Below are 25,234 nucleotides of genomic sequence, written 5' to 3'. Positions count from 1 at the left end.
TGACGCCTCCCGCCTGGTCACTGGAAAGCCCTTGGCAGATCGTCGGTCGGCTTCGACACGATCTGATGGGCGTCGCGCCAGATGACCTCGCGCTGGCCGGCAGTCTTGATGCTCCGAACCGGCAGACCGCCTTCGCCGATCAGCCAGGCGCAGTAACGCGCACGGCTGATGGCCTCGGCGGCACCCGGATTGAACCAGCAGATGCCCCAGATCGAGTTACGCCGCTTGAAGTGGCGGCCGATCCTGTCGGGCACCGGCAAATGCGCATTGAACCAGTCGAACTGCTCGCGCAACTCGGCCAGGATCCAGTCCGGGCAGCCGTTCCGGTAGAGATACCAGGAGGCCTGGAAGAAGCCGGCCTCCACCCGGCTGTTCGGGTGGATGAGTGGCGTGACGAAACGCACATACATGATGACAACCGCGCGGCCTCAACGGCGGCGCGCTCCCCTGCAACTTCGGTGAATTCAAGGTGTGAAAGAGCCGCCCTTCGGCGGCCTCAGCCTTTTGCCGAAGGGAGACGGAATGCCAGGCGCATATCGATGCGTCTCATCGGTCGTCTCCAAGAGGACAGGTTGCGGAACCCGCGGACGAGCCAGCAGCTCGCCCTATCGGGAGCGGGCAGATACACGCATTCCGCAACGTTATCAAGCCAAAACAATCAGAGGTTTCGCAACACCTCCGACTGCAATTTGCCGCAAATGGCCATTCATGGCACAATCTCGCTTTCTGCCACAGATCGAGGTTCATGCCATGACTGAGCCAGATACACCGAAGGGCTTCGCCGAGGAGCCGCAGAAGCCACACAGCTCCAGGATCAGGGACGAATTGCTGCGCAAGCCGCCAAAGTTCGAGCGCCTGCGCGTGGGCGACGGCGGCCGGGTCGTCATCCCCGCTGCCATGCGCGAGGAAATGGGCATCAAACCCGGCGACGATCTTGTAGCCCATGTCGAGGGCGGAGAACTGAAGCTGATCTCACACCAGATGGCCCTCACTCGGGTCCAAGAGGAAATGGCCAAGTACAAGAAGCCGGGCGAGAGCGTTGTTGACGAGTTTCTGGCCGAGCGCCGCGCGATGTGGGGTGAAGAGTGATCGTGCTCGACGCTTCGGCGGTCTTGGCTGCCATGCTGCAAGAGCCTGGAGCCGACCGGGTGCACGCGCTCGTCGACAAGAGCGTGATCTGTGCGGTCAACACCACGGAGGTCATCTCGAAGCTGATCGACAAGGGCTACGACGAAGTTGCCGTGCGGCAGCAGTATGAGAATATGCATCTTGAGGTAGTGTCGTTCGACCATCACCTTGCGCTGGTCGCCGGGCACCTTCGTTCAACGACGCGCCACAAGGGCCTGTCGCTGGGCGACCGCGCCTGCCTGGCGCTGGCGATACTGACTGAACGAACGGCTGTTACTGCCGACCGGAAATGGGCCGACCTCGACGTCGGCTGCAAGATAGAGGTCATACGCTAGAGCGCAGACGATGCTGGACTTCGCCGAAATTACGAGGCTAGTGCGTTAGATTCGCCACCCCACCATGACTGCTTCGCGCCTTGGGCGCAGCACCGCATGGGTATCACTCCAAGAGGAAAAATGCCGACGCTCCACTCCCAGCTCTCCCCCTCCTCCGAAAGCTTCAAGGCCAATTCCGCGCGCCTGCGAACGCTGGTGGCCGATATCAGCGACAAGGCTGCAACGGTGGAGCGCGGCGGCTCGGAAGACGCGCGCAAGCGGCATGCCTCGCGCGGCAAGCTTCTGCCCCGGGAGAGGCTGGCGCAGTTGCTCGACGCCGGCTCGCCGTTCCTCGAGGTCGGCCAGTTCGCCGCCTGGGGACTTTATGGCGGCGACATCGCCTCGGCCGGGCTGATTGCCGGCATCGGCCGGGTCGAAGGCACCGAAGTCATGGTGGTGGTCAACGACGCCACGGTGAAGGGCGGCACCTACTATCCCCTGACCGTGAAGAAGCACCTGCGGGCGCAGGAGATCGCGCTGCAGAACAATCTGCCCTGCATCTACCTTGTCGATTCCGGCGGGGCGAACCTGCCTAACCAGGACGAGGTGTTTCCCGACCGCGACCACTTCGGCCGCATCTTCTTCAACCAGGCCAACATGTCGGCAGCGGGCATTCCGCAGATCGCCTGTGTGATGGGTTCGTGCACGGCGGGCGGTGCCTATGTACCGGCGATGTCGGACGAAACGATCATGGTGCGCAATCAGGCGACGATCTTCCTGGCCGGACCGCCGCTGGTGAAGGCAGCGACGGGCGAAGACGTGAGCGCCGAGGAACTGGGCGGTGCCGACCTGCACACGCGCGTCTCGGGCGTCGCCGACCACTACGCCGTGGACGACGAACATGCGCTGGCGATCGTCAGGCGCATCGTCAAAAACCTGAATCGGAAGAAGGACATCGGGCTCGTCTTGAAGAAAGCGATTCCGCCTGTTCATGCTCCGGAAGAAGTCTATGGCGTCATCCCCGCCGACCTGCGCCAGCCCTATGACGTGCGCGAGGTGATCGCGCGCGTGGTGGATGGTTCGGATTTCGACGAGTTCAAGCAGAACTACGGCACCACGCTGGTGACCGGCTTTGCCCATATCCACGGCATGCCGGTGGGCATCATCGCCAACAATGGCGTGCTGTTTTCCGAAAGCGCGCTGAAGGGCGCGCATTTCATCGAACTGTGCTGCCAACGCAAGATCCCGCTGGTGTTCCTGCAGAACATCACCGGCTTCATGGTGGGGGCAAAATACGAGGCCGGCGGCATCGCCAAGGACGGCGCCAAGCTGGTGACCGCGGTGGCAACCGCCCAGGTGCCGAAGGTGACGATCATCATCGGCGGCTCGTTCGGCGCCGGCAACTACGGCATGTGCGGCCGGGCCTACTCGCCGCGCTTCCTGTGGATGTGGCCTAACGCGCGCATCTCGGTGATGGGCGGCGAACAGGCGGCGACCGTGCTCGCCATGGTCAAGCGCGAGGGCATCGAGCGCAAGGGCGGCAGCTGGTCGAAGGAGGAAGAGGCCGAGTTCCGGGCACCGATCCTCGAAAAATACGAGCGCGAGGGACACCCGCTCTATTCCTCCGCTCGACTTTGGGACGACGGTATCATCGACCCGGCGAAGACGCGCGAGGTGCTGGCGCTCAGCCTGTCGGCGGCGCTCAACGCGCCTATCGCCGACACCAAGTTCGGCGTGTTCAGGATGTGATGGGGATCAAGCCATGTTTTCGAAAATCCTCATTGCCAATCGCGGTGAAATCGCCTGCCGCGTCATCCGCACCGCCCGTAAGATGGGCGTGAAGACGGTCGCGGTGTATTCGGACGCCGATGCGCGCGCGCTGCATGTCGCGATGGCCGACGAGGCCGTGCATATCGGCGGCTCGCCTGTCGCCGAAAGCTACCTGCGCGGCGACGTCATCATCGCGGCGGCCAAGGCGACCAGCGCCGAGGCGATCCATCCCGGCTATGGCTTCCTGTCGGAAAATCCCGACTTCGTCGACCAAGTGACGGCGGCGGGCCTCGTCTTCATCGGCCCTTCGGCGGATTCGATCCGCGCCATGGGGCTGAAGGACGCGGCCAAGCGGCTGATGGAAAAAGCCGGCGTGCCGGTGGTGCCGGGCTATCACGGCGAAGCGCAGGAGATCGTGATCCTTGCCAGCAAGGCGCGCGAGATCGGCTATCCCGTGCTGATCAAGGCGCGCGCCGGCGGCGGCGGCAAGGGCATGCGCCGGGTCGACCATCCCGACGACTTCTCCGACGCCCTGTCGGGCGCCCGGCGCGAGGCCAAAGCAGCCTTCGGCGACGACCGGGTGCTGGTCGAAAAATATGTCGACAAGCCGCGCCACATCGAGGTGCAGGTGTTCGGCGACAACCATGGCAATGCCGTGCATCTGTTCGAGCGCGACTGCTCGGCACAACGCCGGCACCAGAAGGTGATCGAGGAAGCCCCTGCCCCCGGCATGACGGCCGAGCTGCGCGCGGCGATGACCGATGCCGCGGTGAAGGCCGCCAAGGCGATCGGATATTCGGGTGCGGGCACGATCGAGTTCATCGTCGATGCATCGGACGGGCTGAAGCCCGACCGCTTCTGGTTCATGGAGATGAACACGCGCCTGCAAGTCGAGCATCCGGTGACGGAAATGGTGACGGGTGTCGACCTGGTCGAATGGCAGTTGCGCGTGGCCGCGGGCGAGGAAATTCCCGTCGGGCAGGACGGCATCGGGCTTGATGGCCACGCTTTCGAAGCACGGCTCTACGCCGAAGACCCGGCCAAGGGGTTCCTGCCGGCGATCGGCACGCTGCATCATCTCAGGTTCCCGACCGAGACCGCCGCAGGCACCGAAATCCGCATCGAGACCGGCGTGCGCCAGGGCGATGTCATCTCGCCGTTCTACGATCCGATGATTGCCAAGGTGGTGACACACGGTGCCGACCGCGCGAGCGCGCTCGACGCGCTGGCGGAAGCGGTTACCCACACGGAAGTGGCGGGTTCAACCACCAATGCTGCGTTCCTGGCAGCCCTTGCCCGCGATGTCGACTTCGCCTCCGGCGATGTCGACACCGGGTTGATCGGGCGCAAGCAGGAGGAACTGACGACGAGCGCGGCGCCCAGCAGCCGTGCCGTGGCGCTGGCAGCCCTCGCTGCGACCGGTGCCGGCAATGCGGACGCCTCTGCCGATCCGTGGTCCAGCATCGCCGGCTACGCACATTTCAACCCGCTGGCGCGGCGGGCGAGCCTGTCGTTTGGCGGCGCGGAGATCGTCGCCCACATTATGGCACGGCCCGACGGTCGCTTCGATGTCCGTCCGGACGGCAGCGAAGCCTTTGTGCTTTCAACCGACACTGCCGATACGAGCGTGGCAACGGTCGCCAGTTGGCCCGGCCACGTCACCGTCTTCGAAAACGGGCGTTCCTTCGACTTCGCGATCAGCGACCCGTTTGCGCGCGCAACCGAGATCGGCGAAGGCACTTCGAGTATGCGCGCGCCGATGCCGGGGCTGGTCAAGCTGGTACGTGCGGCCAAGGGCGACAAGGTCACCAAGGGCCAGCCGCTGCTGGTGCTCGAGGCGATGAAGATGGAACACACCATTGCCGCCACCCATGACGGGGTGATCCAGGAGATCGCCATGGAAGGCGCGCAGGTGACCGACGGAACGGTGCTGGTGCGCTTCGAGGAATAGTGCTGCCGTTTGCGAAAGCGCAACTCCAGCCCGGAAATGGGTTTCGATTTTCGGGCTGACGTCTTAGGGCTGCGGTGCAACAATCAACGACAGGCGATACCGTGACCGAGACCAACAGCGAAGCCATCCCGCATGGGCTCTACGAGGACGTGCTGGCGCTGCTGACCGGCACGACGCTGGTGGCGCTGGGGCTGGTGCTCTACACCCATGCCGGGCTGATCACTGGCAGCTCGGCCGGGCTGGCGCTGCTCATCCAGTATGTGACCGGCTACGGCTTCGGCGCGGTGTTCTTCGTCATCAACCTGCCCTTCTACTATCTCGCGGTGAAGCGCATGGGCTGGCCGTTCGCGCTACGCACATTTGCAGCCGTGGCGCTGATTTCAGTCTTGTCGCGGCTGACGCCGGAGTGGATCGGCATCGCGCATGTCGATCCGCTCTATGCGGCGGTCGCCGGCGGCGGACTGATGGGGATGGGGCTTCTGGTGCTGTTTCGCCACCGCGCCGGGCTCGGCGGCTTCAACATCCTGGCGCTCTACCTGCAGGACAATCACGGCATCCGCGCCGGCTATTTCCAGCTCGCGGTCGACCTGACCATCCTGTTCATATCGCTGTTCTATCTCGACTGGTCGAAGGTGGCGCTGTCAGTGGCGGGTGCTGCGGTACTCAATCTGATTATTGCCATCAACCACCGTCCCGGCCGCTATGTCGGCATGAGCTGACGCAGTAAACAAGAAGCCGCGCCAGGGGCGCGGCTTCTTGTAGTAGTCCGTTGCGGATCAGTGCGTGGTCGGCTGCTTGGTCTTCCGGAGATAGGGCAGCACGCGCTCGAACGAGCCGAAGCGCTTGATGGCGTCCTCGTCGGACACGGCAGCGGTGACGATGACGTCGTCGCCTTGCTTCCACTGCACGGGCGTAGCGACCTGGTACTTGGCCGTCAGCTGGATTGAATCCAGGGCACGCAGGATCTCGTCGAAGTTGCGGCCGGTCGACATCGGATAGGTCAGTGTGAGCTTGACCTTCTTGTCCGGGCCGATGACGAACACCGAGCGCACCGTGGCGTTGTCTGCCGGGGTCCGGCCTTCCGAGCTGTCGCCCGCACCGGCAGGCAGCATGTCATAGAGCTTGGCTACGGCAAGCGTCGGATCGCCGATCATCGGGTAGTCGACCTTGTTGCCCGACAGCTGCTCGATATCGGCTTTCCATTTGTGATGGTTTTCGACCGGATCGACCGAAATGCCGATCATCTTGGCGTTGCGGCTGGCAAAATCGGACTTCAACCCGGCCATGTAGCCGAGTTCGGTCGTGCAGACCGGCGTGAAATCCTTGGGGTGCGAAAACAGCACGGCATAGCCGTCGCCGATCCAGTCGTGAAAGCTGATCGGGCCTTCCGTGGTGTCGGCTTTGAAATCCGGGGCGGTGTCGTTGATACGAAGGCTCATGGCTCGGTTCCTCCTGAAATCGACGCACGAAGCGAACTCGCAGCCAAAACGGCGCGCGTTTTACGTCCGAGTGCGAATGCGCCATCTTGCGCCAAGCCCGCGAAAACGACAATGGCCGGGACAAGCCCGGCCATTGCAACAGTTCAGCATTTCCAGGAAAGCTTACTGCTTGATCGGCGCGTACTTGCCGTCATGCCACTGGTTGATGTCGTAGCTCGCGTTCTTCAGATCGCCCTTCTCGTCGAAGACGACGTCGCCAACGACGGTGCTGATCGGCTTGCCGTCCTTGAGCGCCTCGGCGACCTTCATCGGATCGTCGGTGCCGGCGCGCTCGATGCCCTGCGCGAAGGCCTGGATGGTGGCGTAGGAGAACAAGGTAAAGCCTTCCGGCACGAAACCGCCGGCCTTGATCTTCTCGACCGCTTCCTTGGCTTCGGGCTTGGCCTGGGGGTCGGACGGGAAGACGAACATCGTGCCTTCGCCGGCCGGGCCGGCGATCTGCCAGAATTCAGGCGAGGCGATCGAGTCCGGCATGATCAGCTGATACTTGAAGTTCTGCTCCGCCGACTGGCGCAGGATGAGGCCGGCCTCGGGGTGGTAGCCGCCGAAATAGACGACATCGGCCTTGAGTTCCTTGAGCTTGGTGACGAGCGCCGAATAGTCCTTCTCGCCGGCATTGATGCCTTCGTACAGGAGTTCGGTGAGGCCGCCGGCATTCATCGTCTTCCTGACGGCATCGGCCACGCCCTGGCCGTAGGCGCTCTTGTCGTGCAGCACGACAACGTTCTTGCCCTTGTACTTCTCGGCGATCCACGGCCCGATGAACGCGCCCTGCGCGTCGTCGCGGGTATAGAGACGCATGATCGTCGACCAGCCCTTGGCAGCCGCATCGTCGGTCATGATCGGGTTCGAAGACGCCGGCGACATCATCAGCGCGCCGCTCTCGGCATAAACGGCCGACGCCGGAATGCTCGAGCCCGAGCAGGCATGGCCGTCGATGAACTTGATGCCGTTGGCAACGATGCGGTTGGCAACGGAAACCGCCTGCTTGGGATCGCAGACATCGTCCTCGACCGAAAGCTTGAGCTGGCGGCCCAGGACGCCGCCTTTTTCGTTGATCGCCTTGACGGCAGCCTCGGCGCCCTGGCGGAACTGGTCGCCGATGTTGGCGAGCTGGCCAGTCATCGGCCCGACGACGGCGACAGTGATGTCTTCGGCAAATGCCACGCCGGCACTGAGCGACAGCGCGAGCAATGCGCCAACTGAACGTTTGAAATGCATTTTTCCCTCTCCCTGGGCGCGCCGGCGATGCCGCGCGCCATACTTCAAATGCGCCGGAAACCTCTCACCCAAGTTGTGCCTTGTCTTGGCGCATGGGCATCGGAACATTGTGCCTGCAAGCGGCACTGCCGGCAATGATGCCGGCAATCGGGTAATCGCCTGGAAAAAACAAAAAAGCCGCGCCGATCTTGTTTCGATCGGTCGCGGCCTTTTTCGTGGAGAACGTCGCGGAGCGTCTGTGGCCCCGTCGCAATCCGCCTGCCCTGTTATTCCGATCGCGCCTCGCCCGTCCTTCAGGCCGTCGCGTTGTTGTTATTGGAAGCCGCCATACGGGCGACCTCGATCTTCCCCCCGGAAGCAGTATTCAGTGCGTGGTCATCCATTCGCGGGCTTCGCGCAGCGCCTTGACGATGTCGAGCTTGGACATCGAGCCGGACAATTCCGAGCGCAACTCGGCAGCGCGGGCAGAGCCCTTGATCGCGGCGATATTGAACCATTTGTGGGCGGTAACGACGTCGACCTCGCAATCGCGGCCGGTGGCATACATCATGCCCAATTCCAGAAGTATGTCGGCCTGAGCGGTGGAACCCATCGCGCCGAAGCCAGCATCAAAGATTTCGAAACGTGCCATTTTCTTATCCCCTGTCTGTCTCCCGAGAGCGGGCCCGCTGGTGTCCCCCGAGCTGCTCTTTCGATGCTTCCGAGGATGCCGCCGAGCCTTGAATCCGGCGTTAAATGGCGTGCTTAATTCCAGGAAAACAAACCTAAAACAAAGGGTAAACCTCGGAATTCATTAAGGATAGGAACCGTTGCGCCGGCTGGGATTTGGAGAAAATGCGATGAAAATTTGCGCCCGGACGCGAAAGTCTTTGATAACCACGCGCAGCTTTCATCCGTCGCCATCGGTGAATTTCAGAGCGCTATGCCGGTGTTTTCAGGGCTCAAAAATGCTTCCGGCTTCCCCTGCGGCACCGCTTTCGTTTTCGCCAGAGCTGCATTACGCTTACGTTTGCGTAAACGTCAGGCGGGGGAGATGCCTGAGCAAGATACCAACCGGGAGGACTTCAATGTTTCGCAAGATGAGCGTGGCCGTGGCGGCCACGATGATGCTGGCCGGTGCGGCCCATGCCGATCCGATCGAAGGCAGCTGGAAGACCGAAGCGGGCTCGACTGCCGCAATCGCGTCCTGCGGCGGCAGCTTCTGTATCACGCTGAAAGACGGCAAGCATGCCGGCAAGAAGATCGGTACCTTCAATGCCGATGGCGACAGCGCCTATTCGGGCAAGATCACCGATCCGGCCAACGACAAGACCTACACCGGCAAGGCCAGCCTCGCCGGCTCGAACCTCAAGATGAAGGGCTGCGTGCTCGGCGGCCTGATCTGCAAGACGCAGAACTGGTCGAAGCTGTAGGAGCGGATGGGGAATAGGGAGTAGGGAGTAGGGAGTAGGGAAGCTGGGCAACTGAGGCGCTGCCTCCCCCTATTCGCTACTCACTACTCACTACTCGCTACTCGCTCTCTTCAGGCCCTCGCCCGCTGCCCGAACAGCACCTTCTGGGCTTCCTTGTCGTCGGCGAGATTGCGGCGATGATCCTCGCCGACCGCAATGCCGCGCACGACCGCCGGCCGGGCCATCAGCGTTTCGAACCAGCGCTTGAGGTGCGGGAAGTCGTCGATTTCCTGACCCTGGTTCTTGTAGGGCTTGACCCAGCCGAGCGAGGCAATGTCGGCGATCGAATAGTCGCCGGCGAGGAATTCGCGATCGGCGAGGCGCTTGTTCATCACCCCATAGAGGCGGTTGACCTCGTTGGTATAGCGCTCGATGCCATAGGCGATCTTCTCCGGCGCATATTGGCGGAAATGATGCGCCTGGCCGGCCATCGGGCCGAGACCGCCGACCTGCCAGAACAGCCACTGGTCGACCTCGGCGCGGCCGCGCTCGTCGGCAGGGTACAGCTTGCCGAACTTGCGGCCGAGATATTGCAGGATCGCACCCGACTCGAAGATCGAGATCGGCTCATGGCCCCACTTGCCATCCGCGCCCGGGCCTTCGGGGTCGACAATCGCCGGCATGCGGTTGTTGGGCGCGATCTTGAGGAATGACGGCTCGAACTGCTCACCCTTGCCGATGTTGATGTACTTGACCGTGTAGGGAACGCCGAGTTCCTCCAGCATGATCGAGATCTTCCAGCCGTTGGGCGTGGGCCAATAATAGAGCTCGATCGGCAGCGTCTGGGTGGTCATTCCGCAGTCTCCGTTGATGGTCGATAGACTGGAGATATGCGTGGGCTCCTCAAACACAACCCTGCGAACGTCTTAAGCACCGTCAATAAATTTGAACCGAAGATGAACGGAGGTCTCAGAACCCGTTCAGTCGCGACGGCGCATATTCCCTCGCATTGAAGGGGAAGACACCAATGCTCGCTCGCCGGTTCACTATCGTTTGTCTGCTCAGCGCCATGTTCGGCATCATGTTTGCCACCATCGTCGCCGAGACCAGCCGCCCCGCCCGCTCATGGGATATCGGCAATGTCGTGCCTTGTGTCTTCGAAGAAGGACTGACCTGCGAAGCGCCGCACAGCAAGTAACCGAACCAACTGTCCGAGACGAAAGAAAAGCCAATGACCCGCACCGCAACCCAGATCAGAAAGACGCTCCGGCTCCTGCCGCGGGCCGCGCTGATCCTGATGGTTCTCGCCGCCCCGGTGCTGGCCGTGCCGCAACTGCGCGCCGACAACGGTTCGACGATCGAGGCTCCCGCGGCACGCAAGGGTGGCGTCGGCTTCGTGCTGCTGGTCAGCCTGCAGCGCAGCTGAGCGTGGATTTGGCGGGACCCGCCATCGGCCCCCTCCCAACTGTCATGATTGGTCTCTATAATGGGTCATGGAAAAGCGAATCTATCCTGAACCCATCGAATCCATCTCCTCGCCGCTGCCGTTTCCCAAGCAGAGCTTCAGCGATGCCGCCAAGGCGGTGGCTGCCCTGCAGCAGCTCTACGAACGCAACACCGCCTTCCTGCGCGAGGCCTTCGCCTCGCTTGCCGCGGGTGCCGACACCAATGTGCGCTTCCGCGCCTTCTACCCCGAGGTCGGAGTCACCACGACGTCGTATTCGCAGGTCGATTCCCGCCAGGCCTACGGCCATATGCCGACGCCGGGCCATTTCTCGACGACGATCACCCGGCCGGACCTATTCCAGAGCTATCTGACCGAGCAGTTGAAGCTGATCATGCGCAACCATGGCGGACCGGTGACCGTGTCGGAATCGTCGACGCCGATCCCGCTGCATTTCGCCTTCCTTGAAGGCACCCATGTCGACGGCGCTGCCGCCGACCGCATCCAGCGGCCGATCCGCGACCTGTTCGACGTGCCGGATCTCGACGGCACCGACGACCACATCGCAAACGGCACGTTCGAGATCATGCCGGGCGAAGCGCGCCCATTGGCCGTTTTCACTGCCCAGCGCATCGACTATTCGCTGCACCGCCTGTCCCACTACACGGCGACGACGCCGCAGCACTTCCAGAATTTCGTGCTGTTCACCAACTACCAGTTCTACATCGACGAGTTCGTCTTGCTGGCCCGTGACCTGATGGCCAAGGGCGGCGGCGGCTACACCGAGTTCGTCGAGCCGGGCGGCATGGTGACCAAGGCCGGTGCCACGACACCGTCCGAAGGCACGCCGGCGGCAAGGCTGCCGCAGATGCCGGCCTACCATCTAAAGAAGCCGGGCCATGCCGGCATCACCATGGTCAATATCGGCGTCGGCCCCTCCAACGCCAAGACCATCACCGACCATATCGCGGTGCTGAGGCCGCATGCCTGGCTGATGCTCGGCCACTGCGCCGGCTTGCGCAACACACAAGCGCTCGGCGACTATGTGCTGGCGCACGCCTATGTCCGCGAGGACCACGTGCTCGACGACGATCTGCCTGTGTGGGTACCGATCCCGCCGCTGGCCGAAGTGCAGGTGGCGCTGCAAGAGGCGGTCGCCGAGGTGACGGGGCTTTCCGGCTACGACCTCAAGCGCATCATGCGCACCGGCACGGTGGCGACGATCGACAACCGCAACTGGGAACTGCGCGACCAGCGCGGACCGGTGCAGCGGCTGTCGCAGTCGCGTGCGATTGCGCTCGACATGGAATCGGCAACGATCGCCGCCAATGGCTTCCGCTTCCGGGTGCCCTACGGCACGCTGTTGTGCGTCTCCGACAAGCCGCTGCATGGCGAACTCAAGCTGCCGGGCATGGCGACAGAGTTCTACAAGCGGCAGGTGGCGCAGCACCTGACCATCGGCATCCGCGCCCTGGAAAAGCTGGCCGAAATGCCCAACGAGCGGCTGCATTCGCGCAAGCTGCGCAGCTTTGCCGAGACGGCGTTCCAGTAGGGACGGCTCATCGCGCCCGTGAACTGCGGGCGCCAACGCCTCGGCGTGCGGGTTACTGCCCGTTGACGAAGGTCAGGATCAGGCGATGGACGTTGCCGCCATCGCCGAGTTCTACGCGATCGAAGTCGCTGCTTTGCTGCCGCTGGGCCAGCGAGGCTTCCGACAGCGGCCTGGTGATCTCCTGCCTGATCTTCTTGCAGCCGGAATCGCCCGGCACCGACAGGCCAATGGTGGTCTTTTCGATGGTCGCCACCATCTGCTTGATCATCTCGCCATGCACCAGCTCGTGGCGCCTGACGCCTTCATAGAACACATCCCAGCGCCGCTGGAGCGCTGCCGGCAGGCGGCCGGCTGGCTTTGGCAAGGTGTAGGTGATGATGAGCCTGGGCTTGGCCGCGACCAGGGTGCAGGCATCGCCCTGCGGCTCGTACTTGCGCTGCCAGGTCAGCTTGAAATTGGTGTGGGCGATGGCGCGGCCGACGCTGGCCTTGGGGCCGCGCTCGCCGATCGAGGCATAAAGTTCGGGCGCGGTGGTGCCGGATATGGCATAGGTCTTGACCTGCTCGACGACCTGGCCGTTAGCGCGGGCGTCAACCGTCGTCGCCAGAACCAGGACCGCACAAGCCCGCAGCCAGTGATGGGCGGCTGTTTTCATTCCATTCTCCGCAAGGCAGATGCAGCGTCGGGCGATACCTGGCCGCGAGCGCCGGTGAACTCGGCCCATCGGTCTCACGGTTCGTTCCGGATTTCAACCGGGGCAGCGCTCGACGGGGCTTGTCAAAGCAGGCTTGCGGCCAGATACAGGAGGCACATAATCGATCATCAATGGGCCGCATTTGTCGCGACATGAAGCGGACATGACGACCATGGCTTTTTACAAATTCGGCAAGATCGCCTGCTTTGCGGCGATGATGCTGCTTTCGGTGCCGCTGGTCGCCGGGTTCTTCGGCGCCTGGCACCCGGCGCTCGATTCGTTCGCCCATTTCAGGGTGCACCTGGCGGTGCTGATGATGCTGGCGGCACTGCCGCTGCTGTTTAGCTCGCTGCGCTGGCAAGCGGTTGCGGCGCTGGCCTTTGGCGCCGCGGCACTGTCCACCACGTCGAGCGCGCTGCCGCTGCCCGGCCTCGGGCCGGTGCATGCCGCAATCCAGCCGCGCGCCACCGACCGCCCGGTCTACAAGATGCTGCAGATGAACCTGCGCTTCAACAGCACCGAGCCGGGCAAGGTGTTGTCGCTGGTCGGCCGGACCCAGCCCGACATCATCACCCTGCAGGAAGTGTCGGCAAAGTGGACCAAGAGCCTTGAGCCGCTGTTTGCGCGCTACCCCCACCGCATCCTGTGCCCCTACCCCAACCGCATCTTCGGCGTTGCGATCCTGTCGCGAAGGCCGTTTGCCGAAGGCAGCGAGCCGCAATGCTTCGGCGGTGGGGCGCTGGCCATCGCCAAGGTCGATTTCGGCGGCCGGACAAGCGACGTGGCCGCCCTTCACCTCGGCTGGCCGTGGCCGTTCGAGCAATCGCCCCAGATCGGCGAACTGAGCGGCGATCTCGCCACGCTCGGCGACAATGCGATCCTGGGCGGCGATTTCAACGCCACGCCATGGAGTGCTGCCGTCGGACGCGTCGCCAAGGCCGGCGACCTGACGCTGATGCCGGCAGCCGGCCGCACCTGGCTGACCTTCATGCTGCCCGACTTCATGCGCTTTGCCGGCTTGACCATCGACCACGTCATGGCCAAGGGCGATGTCACCGTGCACTCGGTGACCATGGGCGAGGCTGCCGGTTCCGATCACCGGCCGCTGCTGGTGGAATTCTCGTTCCGCGACAGCGCCACCCAACCCGAGGACGAGACGCAGACGGTGGTGCTCGAAACGCCCCCGGCGCCACGCGGCAGCTGAAGCCATTCGCCACAACGGAAACGGCCCGGAAGTCGCGAGGACTTCCGGGCCGTTCTTTTGTCACTGGATGTGCTGCAAATGCAGAAATCACATGTTCGGGTAGACCGGTCCCTCGCCGCCCTGGGGCGGCACCCAGTTGATGTTCTGGTTGGGGTCCTTGATGTCGCAGGTCTTGCAGTGGACGCAGTTCTGCGCGTTGATGACGAACCTGGCGTCGGCATGTCCCGGCTCGCCGGCGATGGAGTTGCCGTCGGCATCGACCCACTCGTAGACACCGGCCGGGCAGTAGCGGCTCGACGGCCCGGCGAAGACCTCATATTCCGAGCGCTTCTGCAGCTCCATGTCCTTGACCTGGAGGTGGACCGGCTGGTTCTCCTCGTGGTTGGTGTTGGACAAAAACACCGAGGACAGCCGGTCGAAGGTCAAGACGCCGTCGGGCTTGGGATAGTCGATCTTGGCGTGCTTCGATGCCGGCTCGAGCGACTGGGCATCGGACTTGCCGTGCTTGAGCGTGCCGAAGGGCGAGACGCCGAACAGCGTGTTGAGCCACATGTCGAGGCCGCCGAGGCCGACGCCGAGGATGGTGCCGAAGCGCGACCACAACGGCTTGACGTTGCGGACCTTCTTCAGGTCCTTGCCGATGTCGGTCGAACGCCAGGCGGCCTCGTAAGCAGCGAGCTCGTCATTGGCACGACCGGCGGCAATGGCCTCGGCGACGTGCTCGGCGGCGAGCATGCCCGACAGCACCGCGTTGTGCGAGCCCTTGATGCGCGGCACGTTGACCAGGCCGGCCGAGCAGCCCATCAAGACGCCGCCGGGGAACGACAGCTTCGGTACCGACTGGTAGCCGCCCTCGGTGATGGCCCGCGCGCCGTAGGACAGGCGCTTGCCGCCCTCGAAGGTGCCGCGGATCGCCGGATGGGTCTTGAAGCGCTGGAACTCCTCGAACGGTGCGAGATAGGGGTTCTTGTAGTTGAGGTGGACGACAAAACCGACCGCCACCATGTTGTCTTCGAGGTGGTAGAGGAACGAGCCGCCACCGGTCTTGAAGTCGAGCGGCCAGCCGAAGGAGTGCTGGACCAGGCCCGGCTTGTGCTTTTCCGGCGCGACCTGCCACAGTTCCTTCAGCCCGATGCCGAACTTCTGCGGCTCCTTGCCGGCGCCGAGGTCGTATCTGGCGATCAGCTGCTTGGCGAGCGAACCGCGGGCACCCTCGCCGATCAGCACATATTTGCCCATCAGCGCCATGCCCGGCGCAAAGCCAGCGCCATGGCTGCCATCGCGCTCGATGCCCATGTCGCCGGTGACGACGCCGGTGACGGCCCCCTCATCGTTGTAGAGCAGGCCGGCGGCGGCAAAACCGGGATAGATCTCGACGCCGAGCGCCTCGGCCTTGGTGGCCAGCCAGCGGCAGACATTGCCGAGCGAGACGATGTAGTTGCCGTGATTGCTCATCAGCGGCGGCATCAGCATGTTCGGCAGCTTGACCGAGCCGGCCGGGCCGAGGATCAGGAAATGATCGTCGGTGACGGGCGTCTTGAACGGATGGTCGGCATCGTCGCGCCAGTCGGGCAACAGGCGGTTGATGCCGATCGGATCGACAACCGCACCCGACAGGATATGGGCGCCGACCTCGCCGCCCTTCTCCAGCACCACCACCGAGAGATCGGGATTGACCTGCTTGAGCCGGATCGCCGCTGCCAGGCCCGCCGGCCCGGCGCCGACGATGACAACGTCGAATTCCATGCTCTCGCGTTCGATATCGCTCATCAATCCCTCCGCATTGGCTGGCCCTGTCCCCAAGGGCGATCTGTAGCTAAGCGCTGCATAGCGCATCGTTGGCAAACGTCAAATCGAACCGGCCGCACATCGGCCTTTAGGAAATGACGTTCCTCCCGACGATGAATTATCTTACGTTAACGTAAAGGTCAAAAGATTTCACCTTTCGGCAGCATTCGCCGCCCCGTACTGTCTGTTTTCAGGTGTGTTCAACAGCCTATTCGTCCATTGATTCTCCATGCGCCCATACGTGCCTTGCAGGACCGGACCGAAGCGCCGTCACCCTAGACGCCACATCCTGGCCGGGGCCGCCCTTCTTATTGCGACATGGCTGAGCGATGAAGGTCGCTCTCAAGAGACCGAAGCGGACCAGAAGGTGTGGAATGCCGGCGCCTATTCGTTCTCCGACGAGTTGGGCGGCTTTCGCATCACCTCGGTTTCGGGCACCGGAACGCGCGAAGATCCCTTCGTCATCAAGGAAGAACTGCAGTCGGCGACACCGGTGACGCTGACGATCAGGACGACCCGGCCGATCAGACCCTTCGACAGTTCGGGATTTTACGCCAGCGGCATCATGTTCGTGCGCGTCGAAGCGCTGAACAACAGCGGCCAAGCCTGGGTGGAGTTCGAGTTCGAGCTGCAGGAATTACAAGGACATGCCAGCGTTTTCGGCGACGGGCTGTCCTTCGACCAGAGGCGGACCGACAACGCCAACATTTCATCGGACAGCTTTGCCCAGTACAGCCGCGACTTCGAGCCCTACGACCGCCTGCGCTATACGGATGGCAAGGTCGACCCTCGCGCCGTGGTCGGTTTCAGCTTCCTGGTGACCGACTACACGCCGCGCTGGCGCTTTTATCTGGTGCAGGACCCGCGCATCCCGTCGTCATGAACTTGCAAATCGCCGGCGTAACGCCGAAACTGGGGCATGGCCTCACTTTCGGGAAATGAACGTCCGGATCTGCGCGATCTGCTCGCCTTCTATGCGTCGGCAGGCGTCGACGACGCACTACTGGACGACCCTGTCGACAGATTTGCCGAAAACGCGCAGCGCCAGGCAGTGGCTGTCCAAGGGTCTGCCCAACAAAGCCCGCAGGGCGCGGTTCGCTCCGAGCCGGCAAGAGCCGACAGGAGTGCACCTCCCCCGCCGCCGCGCCCGGCCGTATCCGCAGCGGTGCCCGACGAAGCCCAGGCAGCCGCCGCGCGCGAGATCGCCGCAAAGGCAGCGACGCTCGACGAGCTCAGGCAGATCATGGAAGGCTTCGAAGGCTGCAATCTCAAGGCCACGGCCAAGAGCATGGTGTTTGCCGACGGCAACCCGGATGCGGACCTGATGCTGGTCGGCGAAGCGCCCGGCCGCGACGAGGATTTCGAGGGCCTGCCCTTCGTCGGACGTTCTGGGCAGTTGCTCGACCGCATCCTGGCGGCAATCGGCCTCGACCGGACATCGGCCTATGTCGCCAATGTGATTCCGTGGCGTCCGCCCGGCAACCGTGCGCCGACGCCACATGAGACCGAGATCTGCCGGCCGTTCATCGAACGCCAGATAGCGCTCGTCAAACCCAAGGTTCTGGTGACGCTGGACGGGCCGCCGGCAAAGGTCTTGACTGGTTCGCCTGACGTCATCCTGCGCGTTCGCGGCACCTGGAAAAACCACACGACACCGGATGGCACGGTCATTCCCGTCATGCCGACGCTGCATCCGGACTATCTGCTCAGAAATCCCGCCCACAAGAAACTTGCGTGGCGGGACTTCCTCGAGGTCAAAGCGAAGCTGCGGGAACTGGGCAGCCTCTAAAAGGAGGCGGTGGCAGCTGCGCGGCGGATGCCGATGAACTGCAGTTCAGCAAACACCGCGACCGCCAGCGCCTGGACGACGACAAAGGCTGTGCCGAGCATCGTCGGCTGCACTGTGCCAGAGAGCAACAGGGCAAGACTGCCGACCAGCCAAAGGCCATTGATGGCGACGATGTCGATCATCAGCAGCCTCGAAACGGCGGTTCGCCGCGCAAGAACCACCAACATGGCGACAAACGGCACCAGCGCCAGGCCGGCCCAGAACAGCAAATCCTGCGGCAGGCCAAGGAGCGGCGACAGCAACGGGGCGCCAAGCATCATCAGGATGCCAGCGGCGCCGCTGACCAGGGCGTCGGCGAAGAGGACGTTGCGGAGGAAAGGGGCGACGGTAATCGACATGGCTAAAGCTCCTGGCTCGGTTGTGGCGGAGGCTGTCTGCGACCGCCTTCCTGATGCCGAACATCCCACCGGAACTGGGCCAAGGCGATTACGCCGGAGGTAATAGCAATAAGTACCCATGCCGCTTAGGTTGAGTGGATGGCAACGACACAAAACCCCGTAGGCGGCCTGATCCGCGAATGGCGTACCAGAAGGCGCATGAGCCAACTCGATCTCGCCATGGAAGCTGAAATCTCGCAGCGGCACCTGAGCTTCATGGAAAGCGGGCGGTCGGCGCCCTCGCGCGACATGGTTCTTCACCTCGCCGAACGGCTGTCGATCCCGCTGCGCCAGCGCAACCAGCTTCTGCTGGCCGCCGGATACGCGCCGACCTTCGGCGAAAGACCACTCGACCACCCGTCGCTGGCGCCGGCCATGGACGCGGTGCGCATGGTGCTCAAGGGCCACGAGCCCTACCCTGCAATCGCCGTCGACCGGCACTGGAACCTGATCGAGGGCAATGCGGCGCTGGCCCCGATGCTCGCAGGCGTGGAGGACGCCTCGCTGCTCGAGCCGCCGGTCAACGTGCTGAGGCTCAGCCTGCATCCGAAAGGCGTGGCGCCGCGCATCGTCAACCTGCACGAATGGCGCTCGCACCTGATCGAGCGGCTGAAGCACCAGAACGACACCGCCGGCGATCCGGTGCTCGAAGCGCTGGAGCGGGAACTGCTGAGCTATCCCGACGGGCCGCGCACGGGCCGCCCGATTCAGGCCGATCCGCAGGCGATCGCCCATCCGCTAAGGCTTCGCATGGGAGATGCGGTGCTGTCCTTTATCAGCACGATCACCGTATTCGGCACGCCGCTCGACGTGACGTTGTCGGAGCTGGCAATCGAATCCTTCTTCCCCGCCGACGAGGAGACGGCGGCCCATCTCAGGGCACTGGCCAAGCAATGAGCTATTGCGGCGGGGCAGCTTTCTTGGCCGCCTGGCGCTCGATGCCGAGACGCCGCTCGCGCCAGATGATGAAGATGCCGGCGCCGACGACGATGACACCACCGACCAGCGTGTACAGGGTCGGCAGATCGCCGAAGACGAGATAGCCGACGACGATGCCGAGCAGCAGCGACGTGTATTCGAACGGCGCGACCGTCGACGCCTCGGCGTGGCGGTAGGCCTCGGTCATGAACAGTTGCGCGATGCCGCCGCAGAAGCCGCTGGTGACGAGCAGCGCCGTCTGCTCCCAAGTCAGCGACTGCCAGCCGAACGGGATGCTGAACAGGGCCATGATGCTGGCGGTCAACGAAAACCACAGCACGATCGTCGCCGTGCGCTCCGTATGGACGAGATTGCGGACAAGCAGCATGGCGATGGCCGAAAGTGCCGCGCCGACAATGGCGGCCACCGCGCCCATCGCCGCCTTGTCGCTCACGCCTTCGGGCGAGGTAAACAGCGTCAGATTGGGCCATGACACGATCAGCACGCCGACAAGACCGATCGCGACCGCAGTCCAGCGATAGGCGCGAACGTTTTCGCCGAGGATGAGGGCGCTGAAGACGACGACCAGCAGCGGCTGGGCATAGTTCAGCGTGATCGCCTCCGGCAGCGGCAGTTGCGTCAGCGCGAAGAAGCTGAAACCCATCGCCGTGACCCCGGCCAGCCCGCGCATGATGTGCCCGAACGGCCGCGTGGTCACGACCGCCGTGCGCAACTCGCCTTGCCAGGCGAGAAAGACCAGGATCGGAAAAATGGCGAAGAAGGACCGGAAGAAGACGATCTGGCCGGCGGGCACCTGGCCGGCCAGCTTGATGCTGGTCGACATGCCGACGAAGATTGCCACCGAAATGACCTTGAGCGCGATACCTGTAAGCGGCGACAAAGCCTGATGAACCACTTGATGCTTCACTTCACCCTGGCCGCCTCTATCGCTGCCCATACGCGCGCGGGCGTCGCCGGCATTTCAACATGGCTTATGCCATAGGCCCGGTGGAGCGCATCGGTGACGGCATTGAGTGCGGCCGGCGTCGCGCCAATGGTGCCGGCCTCGCCGGCGCCCTTCATGCCCATGGCATTGGTGGTCGAGGGCACGTTGCGCGTCTCGAAATGAAAGGACGGCACGGAGTCGGCACGCGGCATGGTGTAGTCCATGAAGCTCGCCGTCAGGAGCTGGCCGTCCTCGCCGTAGACCGCCTCTTCCGACAGCGCCTGGCCGATGCCCTGGACGACGCCGCCGTGGACCTGGCCTGCCAGCAGCAGCGGGTTTACCGTCATGCCGAAGTCGTCGACGATGGTGTAGGCCACGACCTCGGTGGCGCCAGTCTCGGGATCGATCTCGACCTCGCAGATATGGGTGCCGTTGGGATAAGTGGCCTCGTGCTGAACAAACTCGCCCATCGCCTTGAGATCGTCCGGGTTTTTCGCCGCGGCATGAAGCGCCGCGAAACCGATAGCGCGGTCGGTGCCGACGATGCGTGCCTCGCCGTTTTCCAGTTCGATGTCGGCGGCCGCGGCCTCGAGTTCATCTGCGGCGAGCTTCCTGAGCTTCTCCGCCAATGCCTCGCCAGCGCGGGAGGCCGAGACGCCGCCGAGCGGGATCGAGCGGGAACCGCCGGTGCCGCCACCGCTGGGCAGCTGGTCGGTATCGCCTTGGTGGACGCTGATCCTGGCGACCTCGAGATTGAGCTTTTCCGACACGAACTGGGCATAGGCGGTGGCGTGGCCCTGGCCGTTGGACTGGGTGCCGATGAAGACCGACACCGTGCCGTCGGCATTGAGCTCGACGCGCGCGGGTTCGGACCCGGCGAAAGCGCAGGCTTCGATGTAGGTCGCCATGCCGATGCCGCGGATTTTCCCCCGCTGCTTCGCCCCGGCGAGCCGCTCGGGGAAGCCTTCCCAGCCGGCGCGCTGCATGGAAAGCTCCATGTGCGCTTCGAATTCGCCGACGTCGTAGAGCCGGCCTGTCTGGGTCCGGTAGGGGAACTGTTCCGGGCGGATGAAGTTGCGGCGGCGGATCTCGTCGACCGTCAGGCCAAGTTCGTGGGCACAGGCATCGGCGAGCTTTTCGACCAGGAGTGCGGCCTCCGGGCGCCCTGCTCCGCGATAGGCATCGACCGGGCAGGTGTTGGTGTAAACGCCCGTAATCGCCACATCGAGCGCCTCGATGTCGTAGACGCCGGTCGACATGCTGGCGCCGATATGGGCGATAACAGGACCGTATTGCGAGACATAGGCACCGACATTGGAGAGCAGTTCGACGCGCAGGCCAAGAAAGCGGCCGTTGCCGTCCATCGCCATTTCGGCGGCGACGACGTTGTCGCGCCCCTGCGCGTCGGTGAGGAAATGCTCGGTGCGGTCGCTCGCCCATTTGACCGGCTGGCCGAGCCGCTTGGCGGCCTCAAGCACCAGCGCGTGTTCGCGATAGACGAAAGCCTTGGTGCCGAAGCCGCCGCCGACGTCGGGGGTTATGACGCGAAGCTTGTCGGCGACTATGCCGAAGACCTGCCCGGTCAGAACGTTGCGCATCGAATGCACGCCCTGCGAACCGGTGGTCAGCACGAAACGGTCCTCGTCGGTGCGCCACTCGCCGATGGCCGAGCGCGGCTCCATGTAGTTGCAGATCAGGCGGTTGTTGATGAACTCTATGCGGGTGACATGGTCGGCGCTGGCGAAAGCCTTGTCGGTCTTGTCCTTGTCGCCGAGATGGTAGGTGAAGGCGCGGTTTGAGCCGAGTTCGGGCCAGACCAGCGGCGTCTTGTCGTCCAGCGCGGTCGCTGTATTGGCCGCAGCGTCTTCGCCGTCATAATCGACCTCGATCAGTTCGGCGGCATCCTGCGCCAACGCCCTGGTGTCGGCGACAACGAAGGCTATCGCATCGCCGACATAGTTGACCCGGTCGCCGCACAGGATCGGGATGTCGCGGGTCGGCGCACGGGTGCCGTCGGGTTGCTTCTGCATGACCATCGACTTGAGTTCGCCGAGATGGTCGACATCGGCGCCGGTCAGCACCAGGCGGACCCCGGGTGCGGCGCGTGCGTCCTGGACCGAACCGATCTTGAAGCTGCCTTTGGCGACCGGCGAACGCAGGACATAGCCGTGGAGTTGCGATGCCAGGGCGATGTCGTCGGTGTAGCGACCCGTGCCGGTGATGAATGCCGCGTCCTCGAGGCGCAAAACGGATGCGCCCATCCCGAATTTCGGCGTGACGATAGTCATATCTGCCCCGTGAGGATTGGTGGAGGAGCGCAGCAAATGTGCGGTCCCGAACAGTTTTGCCGAGGGGGCGTTTCGTGTAAAGAGCAGCGGCCGCATATTTGTTCTACCAGCATGCAGCCAGCGTTCGGACGTCGACAGGAAGGCCCACCACATGCGCACTGATACCGGACAGGTGTTTCGTCTCGAGGATTACCGGCCGAGCGACTACCTGATCCCCAGGACCGAGCTCGACTTCCGCCTCGGCGCAGACAACACAAGGGTGGTGGCAAGGCTGACGATCGAGCGGCGCGCTGGCGTCGACAAGCCGGTGCAACTGGAACTCGACGGCGACGGGCTGACATTGCGCCGGATCGAAATCGACGGCGAGACGGTCGATGCCGCCAATTTCGACGCCACGCCCGAGCGGCTGGTCATCTACACCCCACCGGCCTCAGGGCACTTCACCTTGCTGATCGAGACCGAGCTTGCACCATCGCGCAACGAGGCGCTGATGGGCCTCTATCGCTCCAGCAAGGTCTATTGCACCCAGTGCGAGGCGGAGGGCTTCCGCCGCATCACCTATTTCCTCGATCGGCCAGACATCCTGTCGGTCTACACCGTGCGCGTCGAGGCCGAGCGCGCCGAGGCGCCGCTACTGCTGGCCAACGGCAATCCGGTCGAGCATGGCGATCTCGCCAACGGCTGGCACTATGCGGTCTGGCACGACCCCTTCCCCAAGCCGTCCTACCTGTTCGCGCTGGTCGCCGGCGACCTCGGCTGCATCAAGGACCGCTTCGTCACGGCTTCGGGCCGAGAGGTCGAGCTCGGCATCTATGTCGAGCACGGCAAGGAAAACCAGGCCGGCTACGCCATGGATTCGCTGCGCCGATCGATGAAATGGGACGAAGAGGTGTTCGGCTGCGAATACGATCTCGACGTCTTCAACATCGTCGCCGTGTCCGATTTCAACATGGGCGCGATGGAGAACAAGGGTCTGAACATCTTCAACGACAAGTACGTGCTTGCCGACGAGGAGACCGCGACGGACGCCGACTTCGCCAACATCGAGGCGATCATCGCGCATGAATATTTCCACAATTGGACAGGCAACAGAATCACTTGCCGCGACTGGTTCCAGCTCTGCCTCAAGGAAGGGCTGACCGTCTTCCGCGACCACGAGTTCTCCGCCGACCAGCGCTCGCGGCCGGTCAAGCGCATCGCCGAGGTGCGCACGCTGCGCGCCCACCAGTTCCCAGAGGACCAGGGGCCGCTGGCGCATCCGGTTCGCCCCAGGCGCTATCGCGAGATCAACAACTTCTACACGGCAACCGTCTACGAGAAGGGTTCGGAAGTGGTGCGGATGATCCGCACGGTGCTGGGCGCGGAGACCTTCCGCAAAGGCATGGACCTTTATTTCGAGCGCCATGACGGGGATGCCGCGACCATCGAGGACTTCCTCAAGGTGTTCGAGGACGTGTCGGGCCGCGACCTGTCGCAGTTCGCGCTTTGGTACCATCAGGCGGGTACGCCGAACCTCAGCGTGACGGCATCGCATAGCCCAGCCACGGCAGAATTCACCATCGAGATCGAGCAATCGGTGCCGCCGACACCGTCGGAAAGCCGCAAGCGGCTGATGCACATCCCGCTCGCCTTCGGCCTCGTCGGCGCCGACGGCAAGGACATGGCCTATGGCAGCGCCGAGGGTGCGACCGTCGAAAACGGCGTCATCCACGTCCGCAAGCGCAAGCATGTGGTGACCTTCTCCGGAGTGAGCGAACGGCCGGTGCTGTCGGTCAACCGCGGCTTTTCGGCACCGATCACGCTGACCGTCGAGCAGCGCCCGGAGGACCAGATCTTCCTCGCCTCGCACGACAGCGATGCGTTCTCGCGCTGGCAGGCATTCAACACGCTTCTGACCGACGCCACCATCGGTGCCTTTAAGGACATCCTCGGCGGCAAGCGGCCCGAGTTGAGCGCGGACCTGGCGGCATTGGCCGGACGCATCGCCGGCGACGGCTCGCTCGAACATGCCTTCCGGGCGCTGGCACTGGCCATGCCGGGCGAAGCCGACATTGCCCGCGATATCGGCAAGAACATCGACCCCGATGCCATCTTCACCGGGCGCGAGGCGCTGGCGCGCAAGATGGCGGAAGGCAACAGCGGAGTCTTTTCGCAGCTTTACGACGATTTGCGCATGTCGGGTCCGTTCTCGCCGGACGCCGCAAGTGCTGGCCGGCGGGCGCTGCGCAACACGCTGCTCGACTATCTCGCCATCCTGCCGGGCGGCGCCGCGCGCGCGGCAGCGCATTTCGCCTCGGCAACCAACATGACCGACCGTGCGGCCGCCCTTGCCGTGCTGGCACATCGCCATGCCGGCTCGGAGGAAGCGAAGGAGGTGCTGGCCGAATTCGACAAGCGCTACCGCGGCGATCCGCTGGTCATGGACAAGTGGTTCATGATCCAGGCGACGGCCCCCGGCGCCGGCGCAGTCGATGCCGTCAAGGCACTTACCGAGCACCCGGCCTTCTCGATTGCCAACCCCAACCGGGTGCGTTCGCTGATCGGCGGCTTTGCCAGCGCCAACCAGACCGGCTTCCACCGCGCCGACGGTGCCGGTTACACGTTCTTCGCGGAATCCGTACTGACGGTGGAAAAGCGCAATCCGCAGGTCGCCGCGCGCCTCGCCACCGCGCTCAGGTCATGGCGTTCGCTCGAACCCAAGCGCCAGGCAAAGGCGCGTGCGGCCCTGCTCTCGATGCAAGCCAAGGAAGGGCTGTCGGCCGATCTGCGCGACATCATCGAACGCACGTTGGCCTGACAAGTGCCGAGAAATTCAGGCGAGGCCGATCTGACCTGAATTCGCTTGCCAGGGCAATGTTCCAGAACGCGGCGGCTCCCGAAACAGGGGCCGCCGTTTTGCT

General features: G+C 63.8%; 24 protein-coding genes. 14 read left to right on the top strand and 10 right to left on the bottom strand.

Annotated elements, in window-relative coordinates; genetic code table 11:
* Nucleotides 1-17: 17 nt before the first annotated feature.
* Nucleotides 18-410: a hypothetical protein gene (locus WHT83_RS12000; RefSeq protein ID WP_108608799.1), complete on the bottom strand. Its 393-nt coding sequence runs from the start codon at nucleotides 408-410 to the stop codon at nucleotides 18-20.
* A 340-nt stretch (nucleotides 411-750) separates the two neighbouring features.
* On the opposite strand from WHT83_RS12000, the gene WHT83_RS11995 reads away from it, so the two are divergent.
* The 5 genes from WHT83_RS11995 to WHT83_RS11975 all read left to right on the top strand — a co-directional run bounded on the left by WHT83_RS11995 (nucleotide 751) and on the right by WHT83_RS11975 (nucleotide 5,882).
* Complete coding sequence (locus WHT83_RS11995) at nucleotides 751-1,089, top strand: AbrB/MazE/SpoVT family DNA-binding domain-containing protein (protein ID WP_318762194.1); 339 nt, start codon at nucleotides 751-753, stop codon at nucleotides 1,087-1,089.
* 2 nt (nucleotides 1,090-1,091) lie between these two features.
* Entirely contained in the window at nucleotides 1,092-1,463 is a 372-nt protein-coding gene (locus tag WHT83_RS11990) for a type II toxin-antitoxin system VapC family toxin (RefSeq protein WP_199914502.1), read from the top strand.
* A gap of 120 nt (nucleotides 1,464-1,583) precedes the next feature.
* Nucleotides 1,584-3,191 carry a carboxyl transferase domain-containing protein gene (locus WHT83_RS11985; RefSeq protein WP_318762195.1) on the top strand — a complete coding sequence of 536 codons (1,608 nt, stop codon included), beginning with the start codon at nucleotides 1,584-1,586 and terminating at the stop codon, nucleotides 3,189-3,191.
* Between the two features lie 13 nt (nucleotides 3,192-3,204).
* Nucleotides 3,205-5,163 carry a biotin carboxylase N-terminal domain-containing protein gene (locus WHT83_RS11980; RefSeq protein WP_406873886.1) on the top strand — a complete coding sequence of 653 codons (1,959 nt, stop codon included), beginning with the start codon at nucleotides 3,205-3,207 and terminating at the stop codon, nucleotides 5,161-5,163.
* Nucleotides 5,164-5,264: 101 nt separating this feature from the next.
* Complete coding sequence (locus WHT83_RS11975; protein ID WP_343061751.1) at nucleotides 5,265-5,882, top strand: YitT family protein; 618 nt, start codon at nucleotides 5,265-5,267, stop codon at nucleotides 5,880-5,882.
* A gap of 57 nt (nucleotides 5,883-5,939) precedes the next feature.
* Here WHT83_RS11975 and WHT83_RS11970 read toward each other — a convergent pair whose 3' ends face one another.
* From WHT83_RS11970 to WHT83_RS11960, 3 genes are all read right to left on the bottom strand, one after another.
* Nucleotides 5,940-6,602: a peroxiredoxin gene (locus tag WHT83_RS11970; protein WP_108608803.1), complete on the bottom strand. Its 663-nt coding sequence runs from the start codon at nucleotides 6,600-6,602 to the stop codon at nucleotides 5,940-5,942.
* Between the two features lie 162 nt (nucleotides 6,603-6,764).
* Nucleotides 6,765-7,883 carry an ABC transporter substrate-binding protein gene (locus tag WHT83_RS11965; RefSeq protein WP_108608804.1) on the bottom strand — a complete coding sequence of 373 codons (1,119 nt, stop codon included), beginning with the start codon at nucleotides 7,881-7,883 and terminating at the stop codon, nucleotides 6,765-6,767.
* Between the two features lie 364 nt (nucleotides 7,884-8,247).
* Complete coding sequence (locus tag WHT83_RS11960; RefSeq protein ID WP_108608805.1) at nucleotides 8,248-8,514, bottom strand: sel1 repeat family protein; 267 nt, start codon at nucleotides 8,512-8,514, stop codon at nucleotides 8,248-8,250.
* A 436-nt stretch (nucleotides 8,515-8,950) separates the two neighbouring features.
* Between WHT83_RS11960 and WHT83_RS11955 the strand changes: the two genes are divergently transcribed.
* Nucleotides 8,951-9,295, top strand: a complete 345-nt coding sequence (locus WHT83_RS11955; protein WP_108608806.1) for a DUF2147 domain-containing protein — start codon at nucleotides 8,951-8,953, stop codon at nucleotides 9,293-9,295.
* Between the two features lie 110 nt (nucleotides 9,296-9,405).
* On the opposite strand, the gene WHT83_RS11950 is transcribed toward WHT83_RS11955, so the two are convergent.
* Nucleotides 9,406-10,128 carry a glutathione S-transferase family protein gene (locus tag WHT83_RS11950; RefSeq protein WP_108608807.1) on the bottom strand — a complete coding sequence of 241 codons (723 nt, stop codon included), beginning with the start codon at nucleotides 10,126-10,128 and terminating at the stop codon, nucleotides 9,406-9,408.
* Between the two features lie 173 nt (nucleotides 10,129-10,301).
* On the opposite strand from WHT83_RS11950, the gene WHT83_RS11945 reads away from it, so the two are divergent.
* The 3 genes from WHT83_RS11945 (at nucleotide 10,302) to WHT83_RS11935 (ending at nucleotide 12,270) form a co-directional block, all read left to right on the top strand.
* A complete protein-coding gene (locus tag WHT83_RS11945) occupies nucleotides 10,302-10,472 on the top strand; it encodes a hypothetical protein (RefSeq protein WP_183263521.1) in 171 nt (56 codons plus the stop codon).
* A gap of 33 nt (nucleotides 10,473-10,505) precedes the next feature.
* Entirely contained in the window at nucleotides 10,506-10,700 is a 195-nt protein-coding gene (locus tag WHT83_RS11940; protein WP_055978476.1) for a hypothetical protein, read from the top strand.
* Nucleotides 10,701-10,767: 67 nt separating this feature from the next.
* A complete protein-coding gene (locus WHT83_RS11935) occupies nucleotides 10,768-12,270 on the top strand; it encodes an AMP nucleosidase (protein WP_406873885.1) in 1,503 nt (500 codons plus the stop codon).
* A 52-nt stretch (nucleotides 12,271-12,322) separates the two neighbouring features.
* Here the strand turns inward: WHT83_RS11935 and WHT83_RS11930 are convergent, their stop codons facing one another.
* On the bottom strand, nucleotides 12,323-12,925 hold the full coding sequence (locus WHT83_RS11930) for a DUF922 domain-containing Zn-dependent protease (RefSeq protein WP_406873884.1): 603 nt from the start codon (nucleotides 12,923-12,925) through the stop codon (nucleotides 12,323-12,325).
* Nucleotides 12,926-13,127: 202 nt separating this feature from the next.
* On the opposite strand from WHT83_RS11930, the gene WHT83_RS11925 reads away from it, so the two are divergent.
* On the top strand, nucleotides 13,128-14,168 hold the full coding sequence (locus WHT83_RS11925) for an endonuclease/exonuclease/phosphatase family protein (RefSeq protein WP_404801208.1): 1,041 nt from the start codon (nucleotides 13,128-13,130) through the stop codon (nucleotides 14,166-14,168).
* Between the two features lie 87 nt (nucleotides 14,169-14,255).
* On the opposite strand, the gene WHT83_RS11920 is transcribed toward WHT83_RS11925, so the two are convergent.
* Nucleotides 14,256-15,938, bottom strand: a complete 1,683-nt coding sequence (locus tag WHT83_RS11920) for an electron transfer flavoprotein-ubiquinone oxidoreductase (RefSeq protein WP_406873883.1) — start codon at nucleotides 15,936-15,938, stop codon at nucleotides 14,256-14,258.
* Nucleotides 15,939-16,185: 247 nt separating this feature from the next.
* On the opposite strand from WHT83_RS11920, the gene WHT83_RS11915 reads away from it, so the two are divergent.
* Together WHT83_RS11915 and WHT83_RS11910 are read left to right on the top strand one after the other, a co-directional pair.
* Nucleotides 16,186-16,839, top strand: a complete 654-nt coding sequence (locus tag WHT83_RS11915; protein ID WP_108608812.1) for a hypothetical protein — start codon at nucleotides 16,186-16,188, stop codon at nucleotides 16,837-16,839.
* Nucleotides 16,840-16,875: 36 nt separating this feature from the next.
* A complete protein-coding gene (locus tag WHT83_RS11910; RefSeq protein ID WP_108608813.1) occupies nucleotides 16,876-17,745 on the top strand; it encodes a uracil-DNA glycosylase family protein in 870 nt (289 codons plus the stop codon).
* On the opposite strand, the gene WHT83_RS11905 is transcribed toward WHT83_RS11910, so the two are convergent.
* Nucleotides 17,742-18,143: a hypothetical protein gene (locus WHT83_RS11905; RefSeq protein WP_406873882.1), complete on the bottom strand. Its 402-nt coding sequence runs from the start codon at nucleotides 18,141-18,143 to the stop codon at nucleotides 17,742-17,744. The genes WHT83_RS11910 and WHT83_RS11905 overlap by 4 nt on opposite strands.
* Before the next feature lie 138 nt (nucleotides 18,144-18,281).
* Between WHT83_RS11905 and WHT83_RS11900 the strand changes: the two genes are divergently transcribed.
* Nucleotides 18,282-19,079, top strand: a complete 798-nt coding sequence (locus WHT83_RS11900) for a helix-turn-helix domain-containing protein (RefSeq protein WP_406873881.1) — start codon at nucleotides 18,282-18,284, stop codon at nucleotides 19,077-19,079.
* 1 nt (nucleotide 19,080) lies between these two features.
* Here the strand turns inward: WHT83_RS11900 and WHT83_RS11895 are convergent, their stop codons facing one another.
* Both WHT83_RS11895 and WHT83_RS11890 read right to left on the bottom strand, forming a co-directional pair.
* Nucleotides 19,081-20,058 carry a DMT family transporter gene (locus WHT83_RS11895; protein ID WP_318762204.1) on the bottom strand — a complete coding sequence of 326 codons (978 nt, stop codon included), beginning with the start codon at nucleotides 20,056-20,058 and terminating at the stop codon, nucleotides 19,081-19,083.
* Nucleotides 20,025-22,334, bottom strand: coding sequence for a xanthine dehydrogenase family protein molybdopterin-binding subunit (locus WHT83_RS11890; protein ID WP_406873880.1), 2,310 nt, complete (start codon nucleotides 22,332-22,334; stop codon nucleotides 20,025-20,027). Before WHT83_RS11890 ends, WHT83_RS11895 begins: the two co-directional genes overlap by 34 nt.
* Before the next feature lie 151 nt (nucleotides 22,335-22,485).
* On the opposite strand from WHT83_RS11890, the gene pepN reads away from it, so the two are divergent.
* Nucleotides 22,486-25,131, top strand: coding sequence for an aminopeptidase N (pepN, locus tag WHT83_RS11885; protein WP_406873879.1), 2,646 nt, complete (start codon nucleotides 22,486-22,488; stop codon nucleotides 25,129-25,131).
* Nucleotides 25,132-25,234: the final 103 nt, after the last annotated feature.

It is taken from the genome of Aminobacter sp. P9b (assembly GCF_045345995.1).
In the GTDB taxonomy this organism is placed as follows: Bacteria; Pseudomonadota; Alphaproteobacteria; order Rhizobiales; family Rhizobiaceae; genus Aminobacter; species Aminobacter niigataensis.
This window is presented reverse-complemented; position numbering and strand designations above follow the sequence as displayed.

What these genes read in the sequence shown, in the direction of transcription:
- WHT83_RS11900 (WP_406873881.1), top strand. Translation starts at nt 18,282, where the DNA reads ATGGCAACGACACAAAACCCCGTAGGCGGCCTGATCCGCGAATGGCGT.
- WHT83_RS11890 (WP_406873880.1), bottom strand. Translation starts at nt 22,334, where the DNA reads ATGACTATCGTCACGCCGAAATTCGGGATGGGCGCATCCGTTTTGCGC.
- WHT83_RS11935 (WP_406873885.1), top strand. Translation starts at nt 10,768, where the DNA reads ATGGAAAAGCGAATCTATCCTGAACCCATCGAATCCATCTCCTCGCCG.
- WHT83_RS11980 (WP_406873886.1), top strand. Translation starts at nt 3,205, where the DNA reads ATGTTTTCGAAAATCCTCATTGCCAATCGCGGTGAAATCGCCTGCCGC.
- WHT83_RS11955 (WP_108608806.1), top strand. Translation starts at nt 8,951, where the DNA reads ATGTTTCGCAAGATGAGCGTGGCCGTGGCGGCCACGATGATGCTGGCC.
- WHT83_RS11970 (WP_108608803.1), bottom strand. Translation starts at nt 6,602, where the DNA reads ATGAGCCTTCGTATCAACGACACCGCCCCGGATTTCAAAGCCGACACC.
- WHT83_RS11995 (WP_318762194.1), top strand. Translation starts at nt 751, where the DNA reads ATGACTGAGCCAGATACACCGAAGGGCTTCGCCGAGGAGCCGCAGAAG.
- WHT83_RS11910 (WP_108608813.1), top strand. Translation starts at nt 16,876, where the DNA reads ATGGCCTCACTTTCGGGAAATGAACGTCCGGATCTGCGCGATCTGCTC.
- WHT83_RS11920 (WP_406873883.1), bottom strand. Translation starts at nt 15,938, where the DNA reads ATGAGCGATATCGAACGCGAGAGCATGGAATTCGACGTTGTCATCGTC.
- WHT83_RS11925 (WP_404801208.1), top strand. Translation starts at nt 13,128, where the DNA reads ATGACGACCATGGCTTTTTACAAATTCGGCAAGATCGCCTGCTTTGCG.
- WHT83_RS11985 (WP_318762195.1), top strand. Translation starts at nt 1,584, where the DNA reads ATGCCGACGCTCCACTCCCAGCTCTCCCCCTCCTCCGAAAGCTTCAAG.
- WHT83_RS11915 (WP_108608812.1), top strand. Translation starts at nt 16,186, where the DNA reads ATGCGCCCATACGTGCCTTGCAGGACCGGACCGAAGCGCCGTCACCCT.
- WHT83_RS12000 (WP_108608799.1), bottom strand. Translation starts at nt 410, where the DNA reads ATGTATGTGCGTTTCGTCACGCCACTCATCCACCCGAACAGCCGGGTG.
- WHT83_RS11945 (WP_183263521.1), top strand. Translation starts at nt 10,302, where the DNA reads ATGCTCGCTCGCCGGTTCACTATCGTTTGTCTGCTCAGCGCCATGTTC.
- WHT83_RS11965 (WP_108608804.1), bottom strand. Translation starts at nt 7,883, where the DNA reads ATGCATTTCAAACGTTCAGTTGGCGCATTGCTCGCGCTGTCGCTCAGT.
- pepN (WP_406873879.1), top strand. Translation starts at nt 22,486, where the DNA reads ATGCGCACTGATACCGGACAGGTGTTTCGTCTCGAGGATTACCGGCCG.
- WHT83_RS11940 (WP_055978476.1), top strand. Translation starts at nt 10,506, where the DNA reads ATGACCCGCACCGCAACCCAGATCAGAAAGACGCTCCGGCTCCTGCCG.
- WHT83_RS11895 (WP_318762204.1), bottom strand. Translation starts at nt 20,058, where the DNA reads ATGGGCAGCGATAGAGGCGGCCAGGGTGAAGTGAAGCATCAAGTGGTT.
- WHT83_RS11950 (WP_108608807.1), bottom strand. Translation starts at nt 10,128, where the DNA reads ATGACCACCCAGACGCTGCCGATCGAGCTCTATTATTGGCCCACGCCC.
- WHT83_RS11930 (WP_406873884.1), bottom strand. Translation starts at nt 12,925, where the DNA reads ATGAAAACAGCCGCCCATCACTGGCTGCGGGCTTGTGCGGTCCTGGTT.
- WHT83_RS11960 (WP_108608805.1), bottom strand. Translation starts at nt 8,514, where the DNA reads ATGGCACGTTTCGAAATCTTTGATGCTGGCTTCGGCGCGATGGGTTCC.
- WHT83_RS11905 (WP_406873882.1), bottom strand. Translation starts at nt 18,143, where the DNA reads ATGTCGATTACCGTCGCCCCTTTCCTCCGCAACGTCCTCTTCGCCGAC.